Source organism: Sphingobium aquiterrae (genome assembly GCF_037154135.1).
GTDB lineage: Bacteria > Pseudomonadota > Alphaproteobacteria > Sphingomonadales > Sphingomonadaceae > Sphingobium > Sphingobium aquiterrae.
Genome location: NZ_JBANFL010000012.1, coordinates 117,630 through 138,946 on the forward strand (window position 1 = coordinate 117,630; position 21,317 = coordinate 138,946).

A 21,317-nucleotide genomic window follows, 5' to 3' on the forward strand; every position below is an offset into this window, starting at 1 on the left:
GAACGGGCTGGGGGGCACATTAAGGGGCAATGAGGCTCCACCAAAGGCCCCGCCCGGCAATAGGGCCCGGCGGGCGTAAGGAAAACACAGATGTTTGATATCAAGAAAGTCTCCATCGAGCTGGGCGGCAAGACCCTCACGCTCGAAACCGGTCGCATTGCCCGTCAGGCCGACGGCGCCGTGTTGGCCACCTATGGCGAAACCGTGGTGCTGTGCGCCGTGACCGCCGCCAAGTCGGTGAAGGAAGGCCAGGATTTCTTCCCGCTGACCGTTCACTATCAGGAAAAATTCTCCGCGGCTGGCCGCATCCCCGGCGGCTTCTTCAAGCGTGAGCGCGGCGCGACCGAAAAGGAAACGCTGACCAGCCGCCTGATCGACCGCCCCGTCCGCCCGCTCTTTCCCGAGGGTTTCTACAACGAGATCAACGTGATCGCGCAGGTCCTGTCGTTCGACGGCGAGACCGAGGCCGACATCGTGGCGATGATCGCCGCGTCGGCTGCGCTCACCATCTCGGGCGTCCCCTTCATGGGCCCGATCGGCGCCGCGCGCGTCGGCTACAAGGATGGCGAATATCTGCTGAACCCGTCGATGGACGATGTGAAGGCCGGTGAGCTGGACCTGGTTGTCGCCGCCACTCACGAAGCCGTGATGATGGTCGAATCCGAAGCCAAGGAGCTGTCGGAAGAGGTCATGCTGGGCGCCGTCGGTTTCGCGCATGCCGCCTGCCGCCAGGTTGTCGAGGCGATCATCAAGCTGGCTGAAAAGGCCGCCAAGGACCCCTGGCCGATGGCCGAGCAGGCCGATCTGTCCGCCGCCAAGGACAAGCTGAAGAAGCTGGTCGGCAAGCAGATCGCCGCCGCCTACAAGCTGACCGACAAGTCGGCCCGCTCGAACGCGCTGAACGAGGCCCGCGCCGCCGCGAAGGCCGCCTTCGCCGACGCCGCGCCGCAGGACCAGATGGCCGCGCAGAAGCTGATGAAGAAGCTGGAGGCGGAGATCGTCCGTGGCGCCATCCTGAAGGACGGCAGCCGCATCGACGGCCGCACCACCACGCAGATCCGCCCGATCGAGGCGATTGTCGGCTTCCTGCCGCGCACCCATGGTTCGGCCCTGTTCACCCGTGGCGAGACGCAGTCGATCTGCACCACCACGCTGGGCACCAAGGACAGCGAGCAGATGATCGACGGCCTGACGGGCCTGAGCTACGAGCGCTTCATGCTGCACTATAACTTCCCGCCCTATTCGGTCGGTGAAGTCGGCCGCTTCGGCGCGCCGGGTCGTCGCGAAGTCGGTCATGGCAAGCTCGCATGGCGTGCGCTGCACCCCGTGCTGCCGACCAAGGACGAGTTCCCCTACACGATCCGCGTCCTCTCCGACATCACCGAGTCCAACGGCTCGTCGTCGATGGCGACGGTCTGCGGCGGTTCGCTGTCGATGATGGACGCCGGCGTGCCCCTGACGCGCCCCGTTTCCGGCATCGCCATGGGCCTGATCCTGGAAGGCAAGGACTTCGCCGTCCTGTCCGACATCCTGGGTGACGAAGATCATCTGGGCGACATGGACTTCAAGGTTGCCGGCACGTCCGAAGGCATCACCACGATGCAGATGGACATCAAGATCGCCGGCATCACCGAAGAGATCATGCGCACCGCGCTCCACCAGGCGAAGGAAGGCCGCGCGCACATCCTTGGCGAAATGGCCAAGGCGCTGGATCACACCCGCACCGAGCTGTCGGCCCATGCCCCGCGCATCGAGACGATCCAGATCGACAAGACGAAGATCCGCGACGTCATCGGCACCGGCGGCAAGGTCATCCGCGAGATCGTGGCCGAGACCGGCGCGAAGGTCGACATTGACGACGAGGGCGTCATCAAGATCAGCTCGTCCGACATCGACCAGATCGAAGCCGCCAGGAAATGGATTCTGGGCATCGTCGAGGAAGCGGAAGTCGGCAAGGTCTACACCGGCAAGGTCGTGAACATCGTCGATTTCGGCGCGTTCGTGAACTTCATGGGCGGCAAGGACGGCCTGGTCCACGTTTCCGAGATGCGCAACGAGCGCGTCGAGAAGCCGACCGACGTCGTGTCGGAAGGCCAGGAAGTGAAGGTCAAGGTCCTCGAGATCGATCCGCGCGGCAAGGTGCGCCTGTCGATGCGCGTTGTCGACCAGGAGACCGGCGAAGAGCTGGAGGACACCCGTCCTGCCCGCGAACCGCGCGAGCCCCGTGGCGATCGCGGCCCGCGCCGTGACGGCGAAGGCCGTGGCGACCGCAACCGTCGTGGCGGCGGCCGCGGTGATCGTGGTCCCCGTCGCGAAGGCGGCAATGACGACGGCCCGAGCACGCTGCCGGACTTCCTGACCCAGGATTGATCCCGTCATCCCGAATGCAAGACAATGGGCCGCCCGGCATGTTCGGGCGGCCCATTTTCATGGTGTGGAGCTTTTCAGGGCGCGGGATGCGGGAAGGACGCGTCTTCGTTCCTGCTCGCCGGCAAATGGTCATTTGCGTGGCTTCCGCCGCAACGGCTTGATCCATATTGTGGTGGAGGGGTAACGATCGGCTATGATGCAGGCTTAACCGATATACGGGGGCAGGGCGTGCAGAGAAGGAATGAGCTGTTCGTAGAGCGCCTTCCGCTGGTCGTGGGCGGCCCGTGGCTGGCCTATGCGGCGGCGGCGGGGCTCAGCCTGCTGGCGCTGGCCGTCCGCTGGTCCGCATCGGGGATGCTGCATGCCGGATATCCCTATGTCAGCTTCTTTCCCGCGGTCATTCTGACATCCTTCCTGTTCGGCGTCCGGCCGGGCATCTTTGCCGGCATCCTGTGCGGCCTGTTCGCCTGGTATCTTTTCATCCCGCCCATCGGGACATTCCAGCTGGGCGCCGATGCGATCGTCGCGCTCGCTTTCTATTCCGCCGTCGTCACGATCGACATTGCGCTGGTATACTGGATGCAGCGCGCGAACCTCAATCTGGCGCTGGAGCGGGAGCGGAGCGCGGGACTGGCGGACCATCGCGAGCTGCTGTTCCGGGAATTGCAGCATCGCGTGTCCAACAATCTTCAGGTAGTGGCGGCGCTGCTTTCCCTGCACCGGCGGCAGGTGCAGGATGAAGCGGCCGGCAAGGCACTGGAGGAGGCCGCATCGCGGCTGGGGTTGATCGGGCGGATCAGCCGGGCGCTTTACGATCCGCGCGGGCAGGCCCTGGGCGTTGGCCCCTATATCGCCGATCTGGTGCGCGACATCATGGAATCGAACGGGCGCGATGACGTGGTGGTGGCAACGGATGTCGAGGACGGCGTGCTGGTGCATCCCGACACGGCGGTGCCGCTGGCGCTGATCGTCGCGGAAACGGTGAGCAATGCGCTGGAACATGGGTTCCCCGACCAGCGCGGCGGGCGAATCACCTTGCGGCTGCACAGCGGAGAAGGCCGCCGCCTGATCCTTGAAGTGGTGGATGACGGCAGGGGATTGCCCGACGGATTCCGCCTGGAGGATCGCCCGGACAGCATGGGCCTGCGGATCGCCACGGTCTTGGCGCAGCAGCTGCGCGGCAGCTTTCTACTCGTTCCGGACGAGGCGGGCGGTACGCGTGCCGTGCTGGAGATGCCCCTCAACGCCGTGTGATGACGCTCCCCGCAACTGCTGCTTGGCGACGCGGCTGGGCTGAGCTATGACCGCGCCCATGCAGATGTTCTCCAAGTCGCCGCTGGGCCGGATCGCTCGTGCGGCCAGTGCCCCCATCCTCGTCTCCGCCCTTGGGGTTGCGTTGCTTTCGGGCTGCTCCACGACCAAGAACAAGGCCGATACGCTCTATGTCGCGCGCGATGTGTCGACGCTGTACAATGCGGGCAAGTTCCGGCTGGATCGTGGCCAGTACAAGCTGGCTGCCGCCCTGTTCGACGAGGTGGAACGCCAGCATCCCTATTCCCCCTGGGCGCGCCGTGCGCAGCTGATGGCGGCGTTCAGCTATTATATGAACCGCGACTACACCGAGTCGATCGGGGGCGCGCAGCGCTTCCTGTCGATCCATCCGGGCAACAGGGACGCGCCCTACGCCTATTATCTGATCGCGCTCTGCTATTATGAGCAGATTGCCGACGTGACCCGCGACCAGAAGATCACGCAGGATGCGCTGGGCGCACTGGGCGAGCTGATCCGCCGCTATCCCGAAAGCCGCTATGCCGCCGACGCCCGGCTGAAGCTGGACCTGGTGAACGATCACCTGGCCGGCAAGGAAATGGAAATCGGCCGCTTCCACCAGCGGCGCGGACAGTGGCTGGCCGCGACCCTGCGGTTCCGCACGGTGATCGACCAGTATCAGACGACCACCCATGCGCCCGAGGCGCTGGAACGTCTGGTGGAAAGCTATCTCTCGCTCGGCCTGCCCGAGGAAGCGAAGAAGGCTGCCGCCGTGCTGGGCGCCAACTATCCCGGCTCCAAATGGTATGAGCGGTCGTACAAGCTGATCCGGGAACATGCGTCCAAGGCGTAGGACCGACCGCTATTCCGCTCATGCGGGCCAGCGATGAGCGTTGCCCTGCGTTCCGGGCCCGGCCTGGGCGCGATGCCGGCAAGTCCTTCGTTCATTTGTTCCCCTTTTGTGCGTTAGGGGGTAGAAGCATGCCATGCTGACGGCCCTTTCCATTCGCAACGTGGTGCTGATCGAGGCGCTGGACCTGAGCTTCGGGCCGGGTCTTGGCGTGCTGACGGGGGAGACCGGCGCGGGCAAGTCCATCCTGCTCGATGCGCTGGGGCTGGCGCTGGGCGCGCGGGCGGAAAGCGGGCTGGTGCGGCAGGGCGAGGCGCAGGCGAGCGTCACCGCGACGTTCGAGACGCCCGGCGCGGATCATCCGGTGCGGGCGGCGCTGGCGCAAAGCGATATCGAACTGGAGCCGGGCGAGCCGCTCATCATCCGCCGCACGGTGAAGGCCGATGGCGGCAGCCGCGCCTTTGTGAACGACCAGCCCTGCTCGGCGGCGCTGCTGCGGGAAATCGGGCCGGGGCTGGTGGAAATCCACGGCCAGCATGACGATCGCGGCCTGCTCAATCCACGCGGCCATCGGGCGCTGCTGGATGCCTTCGGGCGCTGCGATACGCGCGGCGTGGCGCAGGCGCATGACGCGTGGCGCGCGGCCGAGGCGCGGCTGGAAACCGCGCGGGCGGAGATTGCGGCGGCCGCGCGGGATCGCGACTATCTGGATCATTCCGTCAAGGAACTGGCGACCTTTGCGCCCGAGCCGGGCGAGGAGGCGACGCTGGCCGAGGAGCGCGGGGCGATGCAGACCGGCGCGCGGCTTGCCGAAGACCTGACCACCATCGACGGATTGATCGACGGATCGGATGGCGGCGTCGCGCGATTGCGGCAGGCGGCGCGCCGGCTGGACCGGATCGCGCCCGAGCATCCGTTGCTGGCAGAGGCATTGGCGGCGTTCGACCGCGCGCTGATCGAGGCGGGGGAAGCGGAGGAGCATCTGGCCCTGGCACGCGAAGCGCTGAGCTTCGATCCCGCACGACTGGATGCGATCGAGACACGGCTGTTCGAACTGCGGGCGCTGGCGCGCAAGCATCAGGTGCAGCCTGATGATCTGGCCGCGCTGATGGCCCAGATGCGTGAAATGCTCGGCATGATCGACGCGGGCGAGGAGGGGATCGCCGCGCTCGAGGCCGATGTCGCTGCGAAGGCCGCGACCTATCGCGCCGGGGCGCAGGCCCTGTCGGCGGCGCGCGCCGAGGCTGCGGCGCGACTCGACAAGGCGGTGGCCGCCGAGCTGGCGCCGCTCAAGCTGGACGCGGCCCGGTTCCGCACCGCTGTCGCGCCATTGCCCGAGGCGCAGTGGAGCGCGCAGGGCGCCGACCGGGTGGAATTCGAGATTTCGACCAACCCCGGCGCGCCCTTTGCGCCGCTGGCCAAGATCGCGTCGGGCGGCGAGCTTTCCCGCTTCATCCTGGCGCTCAAGGTCGCGCTGGCGCAACAGGGCGGGGCCGACACGATGATCTTCGACGAGATCGACCGGGGCGTGGGCGGCGCGGTGGCCTCTGCCATCGGCGAACGTCTGGCCCGGCTGGCTCATGGACAGCAGTTGCTGGTCGTGACGCATAGCCCGCAGGTCGCCGCGCGCGGACAGGCGCATATGCTGATCGCCAAGGCCAGCGACGGCACGGTGACACGCACCGGCGTGCGCCCGCTGGACGAGGCAGAGCGGCGCGAGGAGATCGCCCGCATGCTCTCCGGCGCGGAAATCACGGCGGAAGCACGGGCGCAGGCGGAACGGTTGCTGGAGCGGGTGTGAACCCGGACAGGTTCGGGTAGATGCTGGGGTGATGGAAACGAAGTTCATGACATCGAAAGCTCGTCACCCTGAACCTGGTTCAGGGTCTATTTCTCCCCACATTCTGCGTCACCCGGAGGCGAAATATGCAGGCGAGTCACGTGCCTCGACTGTACTGAAACGCGTTCAGCATGACGATCCTTATGTGACGAATTTCAGTTCCAGATGACTAGGCAGGGCTTCGACAGGCTCAGCCCGAACGGCTAGAGGAGCAGCCATGACTCACGACCGCCGCGATATCCTCGCCTTCGCCGCCGCCGGCCTTGCCGCGAGCGCCCTGCCCGGCAGCGCCGCCGCGCAGGAGGTTCCCGCTCATTTTGGCCTGATCGGGCAGATGCTGGCCGTGTCCGGCAAGCGCGACGAACTGGTCGCTTATCTGAAGGAGAGCATTGGCGACATGCCGGGCTGTCTTTCCTATGTCGTGGCGCTCGACACGGCGAACCCCGACGCCATCTGGATCACCGAGGTCTGGGACAGCCGGGAAAGCCATGCCGCTTCGCTCAGGCTGCCCGCCGTGCGCGCGGTGATCGCCAGGGCGCGGCCGATCATCGCGGGTCTCCCCCAGCATTTCGAAACGGTGCCGGTGGCGGGCACGGGCACGGGTGTCGCCGCCCGATGAACATGACGGAGATGAGCGAAGCCGAGGCTGCCAACCGCCTGATGCGCCTTGCGAAAGAGATCGCGCGGCATAACCGGCTGTACCACGATCAGGACCAGCCGGAGATCACGGACGCCGATTATGACGCGCTGATGCGGGAGAATAACGCGCTGGAGGCAGCCTTCCCGCATCTGGTCCGCGCGGATTCGCCCAATGCGCAGGTGGGGGCGGCGCCGACATCGGGGCTGAGGAAAGTGCCCCATGCCGTCCGCATGATGAGCCTGGACAATGGCTTTTCGGATGAGGACATCGCTGAATTCATCGCCCGCGTGCGCCGCTTCCTGAACCTTGCCGAGGACGTGCCGGTGGCGATGACGGCGGAACCCAAGATCGACGGCCTGTCCTGCTCGCTGCGCTATGAGAAGGGCGAGCTGGTGCTGGCGGCGACGCGCGGCGACGGGCAGACCGGCGAGGATGTGACCGCAAACGTCCGCACCATCGAAGATATCCCCCAGACGCTGTCCGGCCCCGGCATTCCCGATCTGTTCGAGATCAGGGGAGAGGTCTATATGGCCAAGGCCGATTTCACAGCGCTCAATGCCCGGCTGCTGGCCGAGGCGGACGAGCCGGAAAAGGCGCGGCAGTTCGCTAATCCCCGCAACGCCGCCGCCGGATCGCTGCGGCAGAAGGATGCTAGGGTGACGGCGAGCCGGCCCCTGCGCTTCCTCGCCCATGGCTGGGGCGAGCATAGCGCGGTGCCCGCCGACACGCAGCTGGGCGTGATGCACGCGATCCGCGACTGGGGCGTGCCGGTGTCCGACCGGCTGGCCTGCGTCGATGGGCTGGATGCCGTCATCGCCCATTATCGCGATATCGAGGCGGTGCGCGCGGAGCTGCCCTTCGATATCGACGGCGTGGTCTACAAGGTGGACCGGCTGGACTGGCAGCAGCGGCTGGGCTTTGTCGCCAAGGCGCCGCGCTGGGCGATCGCGCATAAATTCCCCGCCGAGCGGGCGCAGACGACGCTGGAGGCCATCGACATCCAGGTCGGGCGCACCGGCAAGCTGACGCCGGTCGGGCGGTTGACGCCGGTGACGGTGGGCGGTGTCGTGGTGTCGAATGTCACGCTCCACAATGCCGACGAGATCGCGCGGCTGGGCGTGCGGCCCGGCGACAGGGTGGTGGTGCAGCGCGCGGGCGACGTCATCCCGCAGGTGGTGGAAAATCTGACGCGGGACGAGGCGCGCGATCCCTATCCCTATCCGGATCATTGCCCGGTCTGCGGATCGGAGGCGGTGCGCGAGGAGGGCGAGGTGGATATCCGCTGCACCGGCGGCCTCATCTGTGCGGCGCAGCGGTTCGAACGGCTGCGGCATTTCGTCAGCCGCGTGGCGCTGGACATCGAGGGACTGGGCGAAAAGACGATCCAGGAGTTTCTCGATCTGGGCTGGATCACCGAGCCGGCCGATATTTTCCGCCTGAAGCGCCATCGCGACGATCTGGTCGGGCGCGAGGGGTGGCAGGCGAAGTCGGTCGACAATCTGCTGGCGGCCATCGAAGCGAAGCGGGAGCCCGATGCGGCGCGGCTGCTCTTTGGCCTGGGCATCCGCCATGTCGGTGCGGTGACGGCGCGTGACCTGTTGAGGCGCTATACGACGTTGCCGGCCATCCGCACGCTGGCGGAGGAGATCATCGCCCTGCGCGAGGCCACCCAGCCGCTGCCCGAAGAACTGGAGCATCGCTTCCATAATCGCCTGGACAAGGCGATTGCCGAGCTGATCGGGGTGGAGAATGTTGGCGCGGCCGTGGGCCATGCGCTCGCCGATTTTTTCCATGAGCCGCATAATGTGAAGGTCTGGGGCGATCTGCTCGGCGATGGGGAGAAGAAGGGGGAAGCCGCCCCGCCGCCCTATATCGTAGAAACGCAGGAGAGCAGTGTCACCGGCAAGACCGTGGTCTTCACCGGCAAGCTGGAGACGATGAGCCGCGACGAGGCAAAGGCGCAGGCCGAGCGGCTGGGCGCGAAGGCGGCGGGCTCCGTAAGCGCGAAGACCGATCTGGTTGTGGCCGGCCCCGGCGCGGGTTCCAAGCTGAAACAGGCGGCGGTACTGGGCATAGAGGTGATCGACGAGGCGGCCTGGGCGACGATCGTGGCGGCGGCGGGCGAGGCGGTATAAGAGGCGGTATAAGCTGGGGCTTGAACAAGATGTGGACGAAGGCGCGGGTTGGTGCTGTACTGACTTGCCCTTGGTCGCACATGGGCCATGCAACCGCGCATGGGGAAGGGGCCGGAATCCGGAGCGATGACGAGCAACGAAATTCAGCTCACCGATACATGGCCCCTGGTCCATAGCTGGCCGTTGCCCTCGCTGTTCGGTGCCGTTGGCACGGCGGCTGGAAATCTCCCGTCCATGGCTCCGGCCAATCTCGATCAGATGCGCGGGCTGGCGGACATCGGCTTTTGGGAGTGTGACCTGCGCGACAATGCGCTGAACTGGACGCCGGGGGTGTTCGACCTTTTTGGCCTGCCCAGCGATGTCCCGCTGCTGCGCGCCGACAGTGTCGCCTGTTATTACGAGGAATCGCGCGAAGCGATGGAGGTGCTGCGCGCCTATGCCATCCGCCATTGCCGGGGCTTCACGCTGGACGCGCGGCTCATGCGGCCGGACGGCGGGCAGCGCTGGATGCGGCTGACGACCAGTGTCGCATGCACGAACGGCCGCGCCCGGCGCCTTTATGGCACGAAGCAGGATGTGACGCTGGAATATGAGCGCCGCAACGCGCTGCAGGGCGCGACCGATATCGATGACCTGACCGGATTGGCCACGCGCGCCGCCTTCGAGCGCTATTTTGCAGAGATGCTGCTGGACGATCGCCTTGCCTCCGCCGCGCTCCTGCTCATGGATGTGGCGCAGGTCGAGCCCATCCGTGGCCGCTTTGGCGCGGCGGCGGGCGACGCATGCCTGGGCGCGATCGGGGCGGCGCTCACCCGCAATGGCGGCGAGGTGCTGATGGCCGGGCGGCTGGAGGATTGCCGGTTCGGCATTCTCGTCCAGGCATCGCCTGGACGGGGCGGGCAGGGGCGATCGGTGGCCCGGCTGATCCAGGCGGTGTCGCAGCCGATATTCTGGCAGGGTTATCTTTTGCGCGTGGTGCCGTCCTGCGGGATGGTGCTGATGTCGGAAGCGATAGCCAGCGACCCGGACGCGCTGTTGGCCGTGGCCGCGGAAAGGCTGAACGCCGACCGGCATTGCCGGGATGGATCGAAATGCGAAGGGCCGGCCGGTTCCCTGATGGCGCGCTGATGGCGCGCAGGCGCAGCGGCTGCCCGGTCAGCGGCGGGCGTGTGCCGCGTCGTTCGGGAACCAGCGCATCACGCTCCAGGCCGCAGGCGTCCAGATGCCGATGCGGACGCCGATGGCGCGCAGCCTTGCGCCCGTCCATTCATTGCATGTCCGCACCGCGCTGTACCGTCCATGTGACGGGTAGAAGGCGTCGTCGGCACCATAGCCGGGAATGGCCGGCCCCGGCACAAGGTCCGCTTCGATGGCGGTCAGCAGCAGGCGATATTGGGCGCGGGAAAGGGTGACGGGGCGCAGATCCGGCCCGCGCCACAGGCGGCGCAGATGATCGACATGGATAAGCGTGCGGTCGCTGCCGATGGCGGCACGGGCCACTGTCGCCATGTTGACATCCGCCCATGTCGGCGTGTTGAGATAGAAATCCCGCTGGCCCCATCCGACGATCACCCACTGCCCCGCATGGGTGGGATCGCGCAGATCCCGCGCCGGAAAGCGGCGGTGCCAGTCGTGCAGTCCATCGGCAATGGGCAGGACCAGCCCGGTGTGGACGCCGTTGGAATAGACGTGGATGGTAATGCCGCCGCCGCCATCGAGCAACGCCCGGTCGCGATTGGCGGGGGTCAGCGATCCCTCGATCACGGCGACCGTCCACAGCGAAAGGGCGAACAGCAGCACGCCGGCAAACCCCAGCAGGATGCGGCTCGCCCGGCGGATCACCAGCTGCCATAGCCCGGCGCTTCGCCCACCGCATCGGCGGCCCAGCGGCGCGGACGCTTCCAGCCGATGCGAGGGCGCTTGCGCAGGCGCAATGTCGGCCATGGCCCGGTATCGATCCGGTCGGCAAGGCGCATGCCCTGCTTGCGATAGGCGGCGATCACCCGGTCGGCCTGATTGTCGAGCAGGCCGGCGAGGATGAGCGTGCCGCCCTCCTCGATCATGGCGCAAAGCGATGGCGCGAGTTCGATCAGCGGCCCGGCCAGGATATTGGCGATCAGCAGATCATAGGGCGCGCGATTGACAATGCCGGGATGATCGACGCCCGCCGCCGTGAACAGTGCCAGATGGCCCGGCCCCATGCCCAGCGGCACGGCGTTCGCGACGGCATTTTCGTCCGTCACCACCACGGAGACGGGGTCGATGTCCGACGCGGTCGCATAGGCGCGCAGCCACAGATGCATGGCGGCAAAGGCGAGCAGGCCGGTGCCGGTGCCGACATCGGCGATATTGCCGAAACGGCCGCCGATCGCGCGTAGCCGGTCCAGCATGCGCAGGCAGCCGCTGGTGGTTTCATGCTGGCCGGTGCCGAAGGCGGCACTGGCGGGGATGAGGAAGGGGACGACGCCGGCAGGCACCGGATCGGCAGCGCCGTTACGGATATAGAAGCGCCCGGCGGTGACGGGTTCCAGCCCCTGCTGGCTCATCGTCACCCAATCTTCCTGTGCCAGCCTTTCCAGCACCGGCTTGGTGGCGCGGGCGCTGGGCACGAGGGCGCGGATCAGCTTGACCGTGGTCGCATTGGGCTTGCCCTCGAAATAGGCGTCGAGGCGCCAGCTGTCCGGATCGTCGGTCTCCGTCTCGCTGGTCATCAGCACCGGCGGACTGTCCAGCAACGCGAAGGCCGCGATGTCGCCATCCAATGCCTCGGCCTCGGCGCGGGTGCAGGGCAGGGTGAGTTTCCAGCTTTCAGCGGACATAGCTGGCGCCATTGGCGTCGAGGATCGCGCCGGTCATCGAAGGGGGCGCATCGAGCGCCAGGAAGGTGGCGACCGTGGCGATCTCGGCAGGATCGGCCACGCGGCCCAGCGGGATATCGGCGAGCAGTTTGTCGCCGCCCCGGCTGGCGAGATAGTCCGTCGCCATGCCGGTCATCGTGAAGCCGGGGCAGACTGCGAAGGCCAGGATGCCCTGCGCGCCATAGCCGCGCGCGATCGTCTTGGTCATGCCGACCATGCCGGCCTTGGACGCGGCATAATGCCAGTGCGCCGGGCTGTCGCCGCGATAGGCGGCGCGGCTGGCGATATTGACGATGCGGCCGCCGGACCCGCGCCCCTGCCAGTGGAGCACCGCCGCGCGGCACAGGATGGCGGACGCCTCCAGGTTGATCGTCATGGTACGGCGCCACTGGTCCAGCCAGACATCGTCCGGCCCGTCGAGCGGCGACGCCTCGAATATGCCGGCATTGTTGACGAGAACGTCGATCCTGCCGTCCAGCGCCTCCAGCGCCGTCTGCCACAGGGCGGCGGGTGCGCCCTCGACGGAAAGATCGGCGTCGGCGCTGGAGGCGGCGAACAGGGTGATGCCGCGATCTCGCAGCGCATCGGCAATGGCGGCGCCAATGCCCCGGCTCGCGCCGGTCAGAAGGATATGGGTGGTCATGCCGCCCGATTAGCCCACAAGCGTGCGGAACGAAAGGCGCCTGTGCGATGCGTTGGTCGGGCGCTGGCCGGTGACACGCCGAGACGCGCCGATATCCGGGGGCGTTGGCGCAATCCCTGCGGGAAAGCGCGGATGTCCCGCTCAGGATGTCCCGCTCAGGCGACCTTGCGACCGAACTCCGCCGATGCCTCGCGCAGGGCGGAAAGCTTGCCTTCGACCGTCACGAAGCCGCGTTCCAGCTGGTCGATTTCCGAAGCCACCACCTCGGTATCCTGACGGATGGCAAAGATGGTCGCGGACATCGAGTCCGCCGCCAGCGCGGTTTCATCGACGGCGGCGGTGATCATGGTCACGGTCCGCGCCTGGACATCCATGGTCTTGCGGATGCGGTCGGCGGATGTCTGCACTTCATCCACGGTATCGCGGATGCGCTGGTTGGTGAGCACCGATTGTCTGGTCGACGCCTGGATCGCGGCGATCTTGCCGACGATGTCGTCCGTGGCGCGCGCGGTCTGGTTGGCGAGGCTCTTCACTTCCTGCGCTACCACGGCAAAGCCTCGGCCGGCGTCGCCCGCCCGCGCGGCCTCGATCGTGGCGTTGAGCGCGAGCAGGTTGGTCTGGCCGGCGATATCGCGGATGAGGCCGAGGATCGATTCGATCGACTGGGCATGGTCGGACAGGGTGGAAGACATCTCCACCGCCTCGCCCGCCTGTGCCGAGGCGCGCTGGGCCACCTCCGCCGCGCCTTCCACTTCGGCGCGGGCGTCCTCGATGGCGCGGATGAGCCCGGCGGAAGTCTGGGCGGCTTCGCGCATGGCGAGCGCGGATTGTTCGGCCGCGGCGGCGACCTCCGATGCCTTGCCCAGCATGCCGCGGGTGGCGGCGGAAGCATCGCGGGCCTGCTCGCGCAGGGTGCTGCCAAGATGCGTGGCGCCATCCACTTCGCCGACGATGCGCTGCTTGAACAATTCGCTGTTGTGCCGCCGCTCGGCCTGTTCGGCATCGGCGATATCGCTGGCGAGGACGGAGCTGAGCAATTCGGCCTCGATCATGGAAATCCGCAGCAGGGCGCGCTGCAGGCGACGGCGCGTTTCCTCATCCTGGGTCGTGGAGTCCCAGATGATGTCGTTCACCTTCTCGTTCGCGGCGGAAAGCGCCACGAGCACGGTGCGGACCGAGATGCCGTGCTTGCGTGCATGGCGGATGCAGGCCTGGCCGGATTGCGTCCAGCCGTCCGACGCGATCGAAAGGAATTTCTCCTTCATGTAGTGATGCGCCGCCGTTGCCAGGCCGGAGATCGAATCGGCAGACAGCGTCTGGCCCAGCCGGGTGTGCGCCAGATAGGAGTCCATGAAAGTGGCGGAGACCGCCTTCCCCTGATCGGGCAGCAGGGCGAAAATGGCCGTGGCGTCGGCAGGCAGAACGCCGGCCGGATCGAATTCCGCAAGACGCTTGATCATCGTGACATCGGCTTTCACGTCTTCCCTCGTTGGATTCATGCCCGACCATCCTCGCACAGGGTTGATTTTATCATTGGCCCGCCTTGTAGCCCAAGCTGGTTAATCATCGGTTATGGCATTGCCGATTCCGGCGCCGGACGGTCTGAAAAGCCCGCTGCAAACAAAGACGCCTACAGGATTTGCACCTTGCGGGGGTGCGCGCTAAAGCGTGCGGGACTCATCAATGCCCAGGGGGTGCAGACCGCATGGCGCGATCAACAAGCCGACCGCTTTCGCCACATTTGACGATTTGGAAATGGGGCCCACATATGCTCATTTCCATTCTCCACCGCGTGACCGGGGATGGCATGGCCATCGTCGGCGCGCTTGGTCTTGTCTGGTGGCTGATGGCCGCCGCGACCGGCCCCGCCGCCTATGCCTATTTCATGAGCTGGGCGACATGCTGGGTCGGCTATGTGGTCATGATCGGCCTGACCTGGGCGTTTTTCGAACATCTGCTGTCGGGCCTGCGCCATTTCGTGCTGGATATCGGCGCGGGATATGAGCTGAAGGTCAACAGAAGCTGGTCCATCCTGCTGCCGATCGTGGCGCTGTTCATCACCGGGGCCATCTGGGCCTGCATTTTCGCAAGGGGTATGTGATGGGAACGGGAACCGGCATCGGCCGCGTCCGCGGGCTTGGCTCCGCAAAATCGGGTACGCATCACTGGATTCAGCAGCGTATCAGCGCGGTCGGCAATCTGTTGCTCGTCCTCTGGCTGATCCTCAGCCTCATGATGCTGCCGGGCCTGGATTATGCATCGGTCACGGGTTGGCTGGCGCATCCGCTGGTCGCCGTGCCGATGATGCTGATGATCGTCAGCGTCTTCATGCACCTCAAGATCGGCCTGCAGGTGCTGATCGAAGATTATGTCCATGACGACGGGCTGAAGTTCTTCGCGATCCTGCTGCTCAATTTCTATGCCATCGGCGGCGCGGCCGCCAGCATCTTCGCCATCGCCAAGATCGCATTCACGGGGGCCGCATCCTGATGCCTAATTCCTCAACAAACGCCGCCTACAAGATCATCGACCACACTTATGACGCGGTGGTCGTGGGTGCTGGCGGCTCCGGCCTCCGCGCCACCATGGGCATCGCCGAAACCGGCCTGAAGACCGCCTGCATCACCAAGGTGTTCCCGACCCGGTCGCACACCGTGGCCGCGCAGGGCGGCATCGCCGCGTCGCTGGGCAATAATACGCCGGACCACTGGACCTGGCATATGTACGACACCGTCAAGGGCTCCGACTGGCTCGGCGACCAGGACGCGATCGAATATATGGTGCGTGAGGCGCCCGCCGCCGTGTACGAGCTGGAACATGCCGGTGTGCCGTTCAGCCGCAATCCGGAAGGCACGATCTACCAGCGTCCCTTCGGCGGCCACATGCAGAATATGGGTGCCGGCCCGCCGGTGCAGCGCACCTGCGCCGCCGCCGACCGTACCGGCCATGCCATGCTTCACGCGCTCTATCAGCAGAGCCTGAAATATGACGCGGACTTCTACGTCGAATATTTCGCCATCGACCTCATCATGGAAAATGGCGAGTGCCGTGGCGTCATCGCGCTTTGCATGGAGGATGGCTCCATCCACCGCTTCCGCGCGCACAGTGTCGTGCTGGCGACGGGCGGCTATGGTCGCTGCTATTTCTCCGCGACCTCGGCCCATACCTGCACCGGCGACGGTGGTGGCATGGTGCTGCGTGCCGGCCTGCCGCTGCAGGACATGGAGTTCGTGCAGTTCCATCCGACCGGCATCTACGGCGCGGGCGTGCTCATCACCGAGGGCGCGCGTGGCGAGGGCGGTTATCTGACCAATGCCGAGGGCGAGCGCTTCATGGAGCGTTACGCCCCGTCGGCGAAGGATCTGGCGTCGCGCGACGTCGTTTCGCGCTCGATGGCGATGGAAATCCGCGAAGGGCGTGGCGTCGGCAAGAATGGCGACCATATCTTCCTGCACCTCGATCATATCGATCCCAAGGTGCTGGCGGTGCGTCTGCCGGGCATTACCGAGACCGGCAAGGTCTTCGCCAATGTCGACCTGACCCGCCAGCCTTTGCCGGTGGTGCCGACCGTTCATTATAATATGGGCGGCATCCCCTGTAACTATCATGGCGAAGTCGTGACCTTGAAGGATGGCAATCCCGATTCGGTCGTCCCCGGCCTGTTCGCGGTCGGCGAGGCCGCCTGCGTATCGGTGCATGGCGCGAACCGCCTCGGCTCTAACTCGCTGATCGACCTTGTCGTCTTCGGTCGTGCGACCGGCCACCGCATTGCCGAGATCGTGAAGCCCGGCTCCGCCCACAAGGCGCTGCCCACGGACAGCGCGGACATGGCGCTGGAACGTCTGGATCACTTCCGCAATGCCAAGGGCGGCACGTCTACGGCGAAGATCCGCCTGGAAATGCAGCACACCATGCAGAAGCATGCCGCCGTGTTCCGCGACGACAAGCTGCTGTCCGAAGGCGTGGACAAGATGAAGAATGTCTATGCCGGCATGTCCGACATCGGCGTGACCGACCGTTCGCTCATCTGGAACACCGACCTGATCGAGACGATGGAGCTGGACAATCTGATCAGCCAGGCGCGCTGCACGATCGAGGGTGCGTATAACCGCAAGGAAAGCCGCGGTGCGCATATGCACGAGGACTTCCCGAACCGCGACGACGCGAACTGGATGAAGCACACCATCAGCTGGTTCGACGGCTGGGGCGGCAAGGCCGGCAATGTGACGCTCGATTACCGCCCGGTACACGAATATACGCTGACCGACGAGATCGAATATATCCAGCCCAAGGCGCGCGTTTACTAAACGCCGTCAGCGGAATGAGAATGCGAAGGGCGGGCCGGAAGGCTCGCCCTTTTGCGTTGGCGCGGAGGGAGACGGATGCCGGCACTGCCCGTCGCCGGATCGATATGGCACTTTGGAAACCGGAGCCATGGCCGTAGCTCCGTCGCCAGTCGCTTTAGCAGGGCGTCTTCATGATGTCTCGCCGGGCCTCCGACCTGTTTTGCCAAGGGGGCATCGGGGCGAGTTACAAGAAGACCGCCGGCGCATTTCCCTGCCGGATGCCTTCATCTGGCTGCCTGGCCAATGCAGCAACCGGGCTCATCCGATCCCGTCATCTGACAGGATGGAGCATTGGCTTGTCCGTCGCCGGGTCAGGCCGCTTCCGCCTGCATCTCCACCAGCCTGATCCCCGCGCTGCGCAGGGGGGCAATGACGCTGCGGTCGCCATGATAGGCATGTTCGCAATAATAATCGCTGCCCCAGTCGATGAAGTCGAGATCGGGGCGGATCAGTTTCAGGGTGATGAGGCCGGTGGTGCAATAGCCGATCACCGTCTGCGCTGGGATTTCGGCGGCCATGTCTTCCAGCCGCCGGGGGTCGCCCAGCGGAGCCGATCGCTCGATCAGCGCTTCCACGCCGCCCGAAGGATAATGCGGATGCGGCTTCACCAGCACGCGCGCAAATTGCTGTTCATTCACCCATTTGGCAAAAGCATATTTGAAGGCATCGAAGGCTTCGGCCGTCATCCACTGGGCGATGCCGGTCATCACTACCAGCGCCGTCCCGGGGTCGGGCGCGATGCTGGGCGTCACCTGCGGAAAGGCGATGATCGCGGTTTTTGCCGGCGGCGCCATCAAGCCGGTCGCGCTATAGGCAAAGACGCGCGCGATCTCCGGCTCGAATGCGCCGGAAAGATGATTGTCGGGCTTGGTGTAGCGCAGCCGCATCAGCCGGGCGAGCGTCGGCTTGATCGCCCAGCGCCAGCCGGCCCGATCCTTGTCGGTGATGTCCTGGTAGTTCATCAGCCCTTCGGCAATCACCGACAGGCGCGGATCGCCGGGCAGGCGCCCCTTGCGCTTTGCCTGCAGGATATGGTTGTTCACGAGATTGTCGATATTGGGCAGATAGATGTCGCGCAGCGTGCCCTGGCCAAGGAGCCGGCGGATGCCGTGCAGCAGCTGCCGATAGAAACCGATCTGGTTCACCTGCCCCAGCATGGTGAGCGACGGCTTGCGGGTGAATTCGATCACCTGCGCGCAGTCGCCCGCCCAGTCGATATCGACCTTGCGCTGCTTGACCAGCACCGTGCGGGACAGCGGATAGCCATCCTGCGCCAGCGCGCCGCGCGCCATGGTGGCGGAAATGCCGTTGGTGATGAAGACCAGCGCCAGCGGCGCGGGGGTTCTACGATTCATTGACCGGCCTTTGATGGTGCGAGGAAAGGCGACGACGGGTGCTGCCCGAAGCCGGCGAACTGGACCAGCTGCCGATCCGCCAGTTGCGCTGCACGGCGGCAGCGCCATTGGTGGTCAGCAGCAACAGGTAGATGATGATCATGATCGGCAGGCGAATCTTGATGATTTCCTCCAGCGAGGCGCGGCTATAGGCGCCGATGGCCCAGAGCCACAGGTAGCTGGCGGGAAACAGCGCCAGCCAGGCGCCTTTCTGCAGCGCTTTCAGGATGGAATAATTGGCCAGCGCAATCGCGATGCCATGGGCGAAGCACAGCAGGGCGCCGCCGAACAAGCCGCCGAAGATCAGGAAGGAGCCCGGTATCGCGCCCTGCAAATTGACCCCGAGATCCATGAATTGTGCGGAACCGGACGCCGGCATGGTCTGCATGATCCAATATTCCCGGCCCGTCATGAGATCATGGAAGCTCATCGTCGCGCCGCGGAGCCACTGGTTGTAGATTTCCGCCGCCGCCGACCCCTGCAAAACCAGGATGCGATAGACGATGCCGGCCAGCACGCCGCCCTTATATTCGGAAATGCCGCGATCGCTGAAACTGTCGACCACGATGAACAGCACGGCAACGAAACCGGTGATGGCAAGCGTCTTGATGGGGACGCGCACCTGCGTCATCCCCTTGCGGACCAGCACATAATAGATGCCGACGATCATGGCGCCGGGCAGCAGCATCCCGTGAAAGACCTGGCCGATGCCGCGCAGATAGACGAAGTAAAGCGCGAGCGAGAGGCCGCCGATGATCCGCAGCGCGGCGGTGCTGCCGGCAATGGCCAGCGTCGTGCCCGCGATGGGGATGAAGAAGGCCAGGACGCCGAAGAGACTGGGCAGGAATTTCAGGACTGCATAATCCTCGAAGAAACGCGCCCGGCTGAAATGCACGCCGCTGAAGCCGTTGGGATAGGATAGGAGGACATTGGCAAGCTCGACCAGCACGACCAGAAGGCAGATGCACGCCACCACCATCTGATGTTCCCTGCGCGGCATCTGCCATGGTCCGGCAAGGCCGAAATCGAACTTTGCGATGACGAGCGACATTGCGGAAACCCCGAGCGCCATCATGATATTGAGCATCAGGTAGACGAGGAACGAGGCGTTTTGTGAGGAATACAGCCCTGTTTCGGTAACGAAGACGCTGTTGCGCGAAAGATAGATGGTGGATGTCTCGATCGAACTGGCGACGTAGAACAGGAACAGCAGCAAGTTTCGCTGCATCTTGTCCCAGATCATAAAATACATCAGCAGATAGATGCCGATCATCAGCGGAAGGTAAAACAGCAGGGAAAAGGCGTCATCCGTCATCATTGCGGCCCGATCATGCTGGTCGTGACGAGGATCGACGGATCGCTGTTGGCGGGGAGCGATCGCTGTGCCGCCGAAAAGGCACTGGGGGCGCCGAACCGGAATATGGACTCGACCGGCCTTGGCACGTCCCCATGCCAGTGGACGAGGCGCTGGAGGGCATGTGGCTGCCGGATGGTCATGTCGCTCCTGTTGTTCCCCATGTTGATGGTGAAATCGCCCGGCGCCTTGCCCCAGCGGGCATGGGGCTCATAGGCGACCCCGCATTCCGCAGGGCCGTCGAAACGGATGTTGTCGAAGGTACAGCGCGTGAAAAGGCCGCGGATAATCGCGAAGTTCGGCGTTGCGGGCGGCGGCGCGGTGAAGTTGATCGCGATATCCTCCATCGCCACATTCGCCGCGCGGTCCAGGGAGATGATGCCCATGCGATCGCCGCTTGCGCACGCGTCCTGTATCCGCACGTTGCTGATCCCGGCCTGCATCGCGCCCTGCGATTGCCCGGCGGAGGAGTGCACCCAGATCGCCGCGCGGCTCGCACGAACAATCTCCACATTGGACATGATGATATCGACGACACCATTGTCCGGCGCCGGGGGATGCGCCTCCAGCGTGAGCCCGATATCGCAGTCCGTCGTGCGGATATCGTCTGCCCGGACCTGGGAGCAGGCGCGCTGGATCGACAGGCCCTTGCCATTATATTTGCCGTTCCAGCTGGCAAAGTCGATGCCGGAAAACGGCTCCCGCACGGGCACCGAGACCCTTTCCCGCACGAGCGCGCGGCTGCCGTTGCGGCGCAGCGTCAGCATCGTGAACGGGTGGACCCGGTTGATGCGCCAGTCGACCGTCAGTCGCAATCCATCGGGCGCGATCTCGAATATGCTGCCCTCCACGGGGCGTCCGATGGAATCGGTGCCGTCGATCATGTCGCCAATCCGTGGACCGGCGAGGGGCGCCGCCAATATTACGGCTTCGCGGCGATTGATGTGAAAGCGGGCATTGGCAATGGCGATGTTGCGCAAGGTGACATTGCGCACGGGCGCGGGCGGGCCAAGTGCGATGACCTCTGGGAATTCCCTGCTGTTGCCGATGAGGACGAAGCCGTTCTGCACATGCCCGGCAACGTCGATGTTCAGCGCTTCGACATGGATGTCCGATGCATTGCAGATGGTCAGAACGCTGCCCTTGATGTCGCCTTGCGCCAGCACCAGCGTGCTGCCGTTGCCCATCAGGCGCACGCCGCTTGTCCGGATGAACAGGGCGCGATCGAGCATATAGGTCTTGCCCGATGTCAGTACGGCGGCTGCGCCGTTCCGGCCGGCGGCATCCAGCAGCGCCTGCAGCGCCGCGCCCTCGCCCGATGCGGGGTCTCCGCCCATGCCGAACATTTCGGGGCTGAGCGCGGCCGTGCGTATCTGCCTGATCCAGCTGCCCTTGCCGGACTGCCGCGCCAGCATGATGCCGCCATCGGTGACGACATTGTCCACAGTGAAACGGAAAATGCCCCCGCCGCCGTCGCCGGGGCGATGAAGCCCAAGCGCCGCGACCTCTCGTCCCGGCCACAGCCGTTCCGACGAGTTGACCAGATCATGCACCGTCGGCACCCAGAGATGGCAGGGCGCGGCCAGTTCGCCCAACGCGACGGCATTCAACGTCATGT

At 65.5% G+C, this 21,317-nt stretch carries 17 protein-coding genes; 10 read left to right on the plus strand and 7 right to left on the minus strand.

Annotation, left to right across the window (positions count from 1 at the left end; translation table 11 throughout):
• Positions 1 to 90 precede the first annotated feature (90 nt).
• The 7 genes from pnp (at position 91) to WFP78_RS14235 (ending at position 10,232) form a co-directional block, all read left to right on the plus strand.
• Complete coding sequence (pnp, locus tag WFP78_RS14205) at positions 91 to 2,370, plus strand: polyribonucleotide nucleotidyltransferase (protein WP_336963478.1); 2,280 nt, start codon at positions 91 to 93, stop codon at positions 2,368 to 2,370.
• A 228-nt stretch (positions 2,371 to 2,598) separates the two neighbouring features.
• The gene (locus tag WFP78_RS14210) at positions 2,599 to 3,624 is read left to right on the plus strand and encodes a sensor histidine kinase (protein WP_336963481.1); all 1,026 of its coding nucleotides are present in this window, start codon (positions 2,599 to 2,601) and stop codon (positions 3,622 to 3,624) included.
• Positions 3,625 to 3,670: 46 nt separating this feature from the next.
• A complete protein-coding gene (locus tag WFP78_RS14215; protein WP_419722970.1) occupies positions 3,671 to 4,492 on the plus strand; it encodes an outer membrane protein assembly factor BamD in 822 nt (273 codons plus the stop codon).
• Positions 4,493 to 4,625: 133 nt separating this feature from the next.
• Entirely contained in the window at positions 4,626 to 6,290 is a 1,665-nt protein-coding gene (gene recN / locus WFP78_RS14220) for a DNA repair protein RecN (protein WP_336963484.1), read from the plus strand.
• A 256-nt stretch (positions 6,291 to 6,546) separates the two neighbouring features.
• Positions 6,547 to 6,948, plus strand: coding sequence for a putative quinol monooxygenase (locus WFP78_RS14225; protein ID WP_336963487.1), 402 nt, complete (start codon positions 6,547 to 6,549; stop codon positions 6,946 to 6,948).
• Between the two features lie 11 nt (positions 6,949 to 6,959).
• On the plus strand, positions 6,960 to 9,104 hold the full coding sequence (gene ligA / locus WFP78_RS14230) for an NAD-dependent DNA ligase LigA (RefSeq protein ID WP_419722971.1): 2,145 nt from the start codon (positions 6,960 to 6,962) through the stop codon (positions 9,102 to 9,104).
• A 126-nt stretch (positions 9,105 to 9,230) separates the two neighbouring features.
• Positions 9,231 to 10,232, plus strand: coding sequence for a GGDEF domain-containing protein (locus tag WFP78_RS14235; protein WP_336963490.1), 1,002 nt, complete (start codon positions 9,231 to 9,233; stop codon positions 10,230 to 10,232).
• 27 nt (positions 10,233 to 10,259) lie between these two features.
• Here WFP78_RS14235 and WFP78_RS14240 read toward each other — a convergent pair whose 3' ends face one another.
• The 4 genes from WFP78_RS14240 to WFP78_RS14255 all read right to left on the minus strand — a co-directional run bounded on the left by WFP78_RS14240 (position 10,260) and on the right by WFP78_RS14255 (position 14,065).
• Positions 10,260 to 10,946: a TIGR02117 family protein gene (locus WFP78_RS14240; protein WP_336963493.1), complete on the minus strand. Its 687-nt coding sequence runs from the start codon at positions 10,944 to 10,946 to the stop codon at positions 10,260 to 10,262.
• The gene (locus WFP78_RS14245) at positions 10,943 to 11,923 is read right to left on the minus strand and encodes a 50S ribosomal protein L11 methyltransferase (RefSeq protein WP_336963496.1); all 981 of its coding nucleotides are present in this window, start codon (positions 11,921 to 11,923) and stop codon (positions 10,943 to 10,945) included. Before WFP78_RS14245 ends, WFP78_RS14240 begins: the two co-directional genes overlap by 4 nt.
• Positions 11,913 to 12,605: an SDR family NAD(P)-dependent oxidoreductase gene (locus WFP78_RS14250; RefSeq protein ID WP_336963498.1), complete on the minus strand. Its 693-nt coding sequence runs from the start codon at positions 12,603 to 12,605 to the stop codon at positions 11,913 to 11,915. The genes WFP78_RS14245 and WFP78_RS14250 overlap by 11 nt, the downstream gene beginning before the upstream one ends.
• Before the next feature lie 155 nt (positions 12,606 to 12,760).
• Entirely contained in the window at positions 12,761 to 14,065 is a 1,305-nt protein-coding gene (locus WFP78_RS14255) for a methyl-accepting chemotaxis protein (protein WP_419722974.1), read from the minus strand.
• 245 nt (positions 14,066 to 14,310) lie between these two features.
• Here WFP78_RS14255 and sdhC point away from each other — a divergent pair, with 245 nt between their 5' ends.
• From sdhC to sdhA, 3 genes are read left to right on the plus strand one after another with little or no spacing between them, the layout of a single operon-like run.
• Positions 14,311 to 14,706: a succinate dehydrogenase, cytochrome b556 subunit gene (gene sdhC / locus WFP78_RS14260; protein WP_336963504.1), complete on the plus strand. Its 396-nt coding sequence runs from the start codon at positions 14,311 to 14,313 to the stop codon at positions 14,704 to 14,706.
• A complete protein-coding gene (sdhD, locus tag WFP78_RS14265) occupies positions 14,706 to 15,095 on the plus strand; it encodes a succinate dehydrogenase, hydrophobic membrane anchor protein (RefSeq protein ID WP_336963506.1) in 390 nt (129 codons plus the stop codon). Before sdhC ends, sdhD begins: the two co-directional genes overlap by 1 nt.
• Positions 15,095 to 16,912, plus strand: a complete 1,818-nt coding sequence (sdhA, locus tag WFP78_RS14270) for a succinate dehydrogenase flavoprotein subunit (protein WP_336963509.1) — start codon at positions 15,095 to 15,097, stop codon at positions 16,910 to 16,912. Before sdhD ends, sdhA begins: the two co-directional genes overlap by 1 nt.
• 350 nt (positions 16,913 to 17,262) lie before the next feature.
• Here the strand turns inward: sdhA and WFP78_RS14275 are convergent, their stop codons facing one another.
• The 3 genes from WFP78_RS14275 to WFP78_RS14285 are packed head-to-tail and all read right to left on the minus strand — an operon-like array spanning position 17,263 to position 21,315.
• On the minus strand, positions 17,263 to 18,306 hold the full coding sequence (locus tag WFP78_RS14275) for a polysialyltransferase family glycosyltransferase (protein ID WP_336963512.1): 1,044 nt from the start codon (positions 18,304 to 18,306) through the stop codon (positions 17,263 to 17,265).
• Complete coding sequence (locus tag WFP78_RS14280; RefSeq protein WP_336963515.1) at positions 18,296 to 19,663, minus strand: DUF6418 domain-containing protein; 1,368 nt, start codon at positions 19,661 to 19,663, stop codon at positions 18,296 to 18,298. The genes WFP78_RS14275 and WFP78_RS14280 overlap by 11 nt, the downstream gene beginning before the upstream one ends.
• A complete protein-coding gene (locus WFP78_RS14285; protein ID WP_336963518.1) occupies positions 19,660 to 21,315 on the minus strand; it encodes a hypothetical protein in 1,656 nt (551 codons plus the stop codon). The genes WFP78_RS14280 and WFP78_RS14285 overlap by 4 nt, the downstream gene beginning before the upstream one ends.
• Between the last annotated feature and the right edge of the window lie 2 nt (positions 21,316 to 21,317).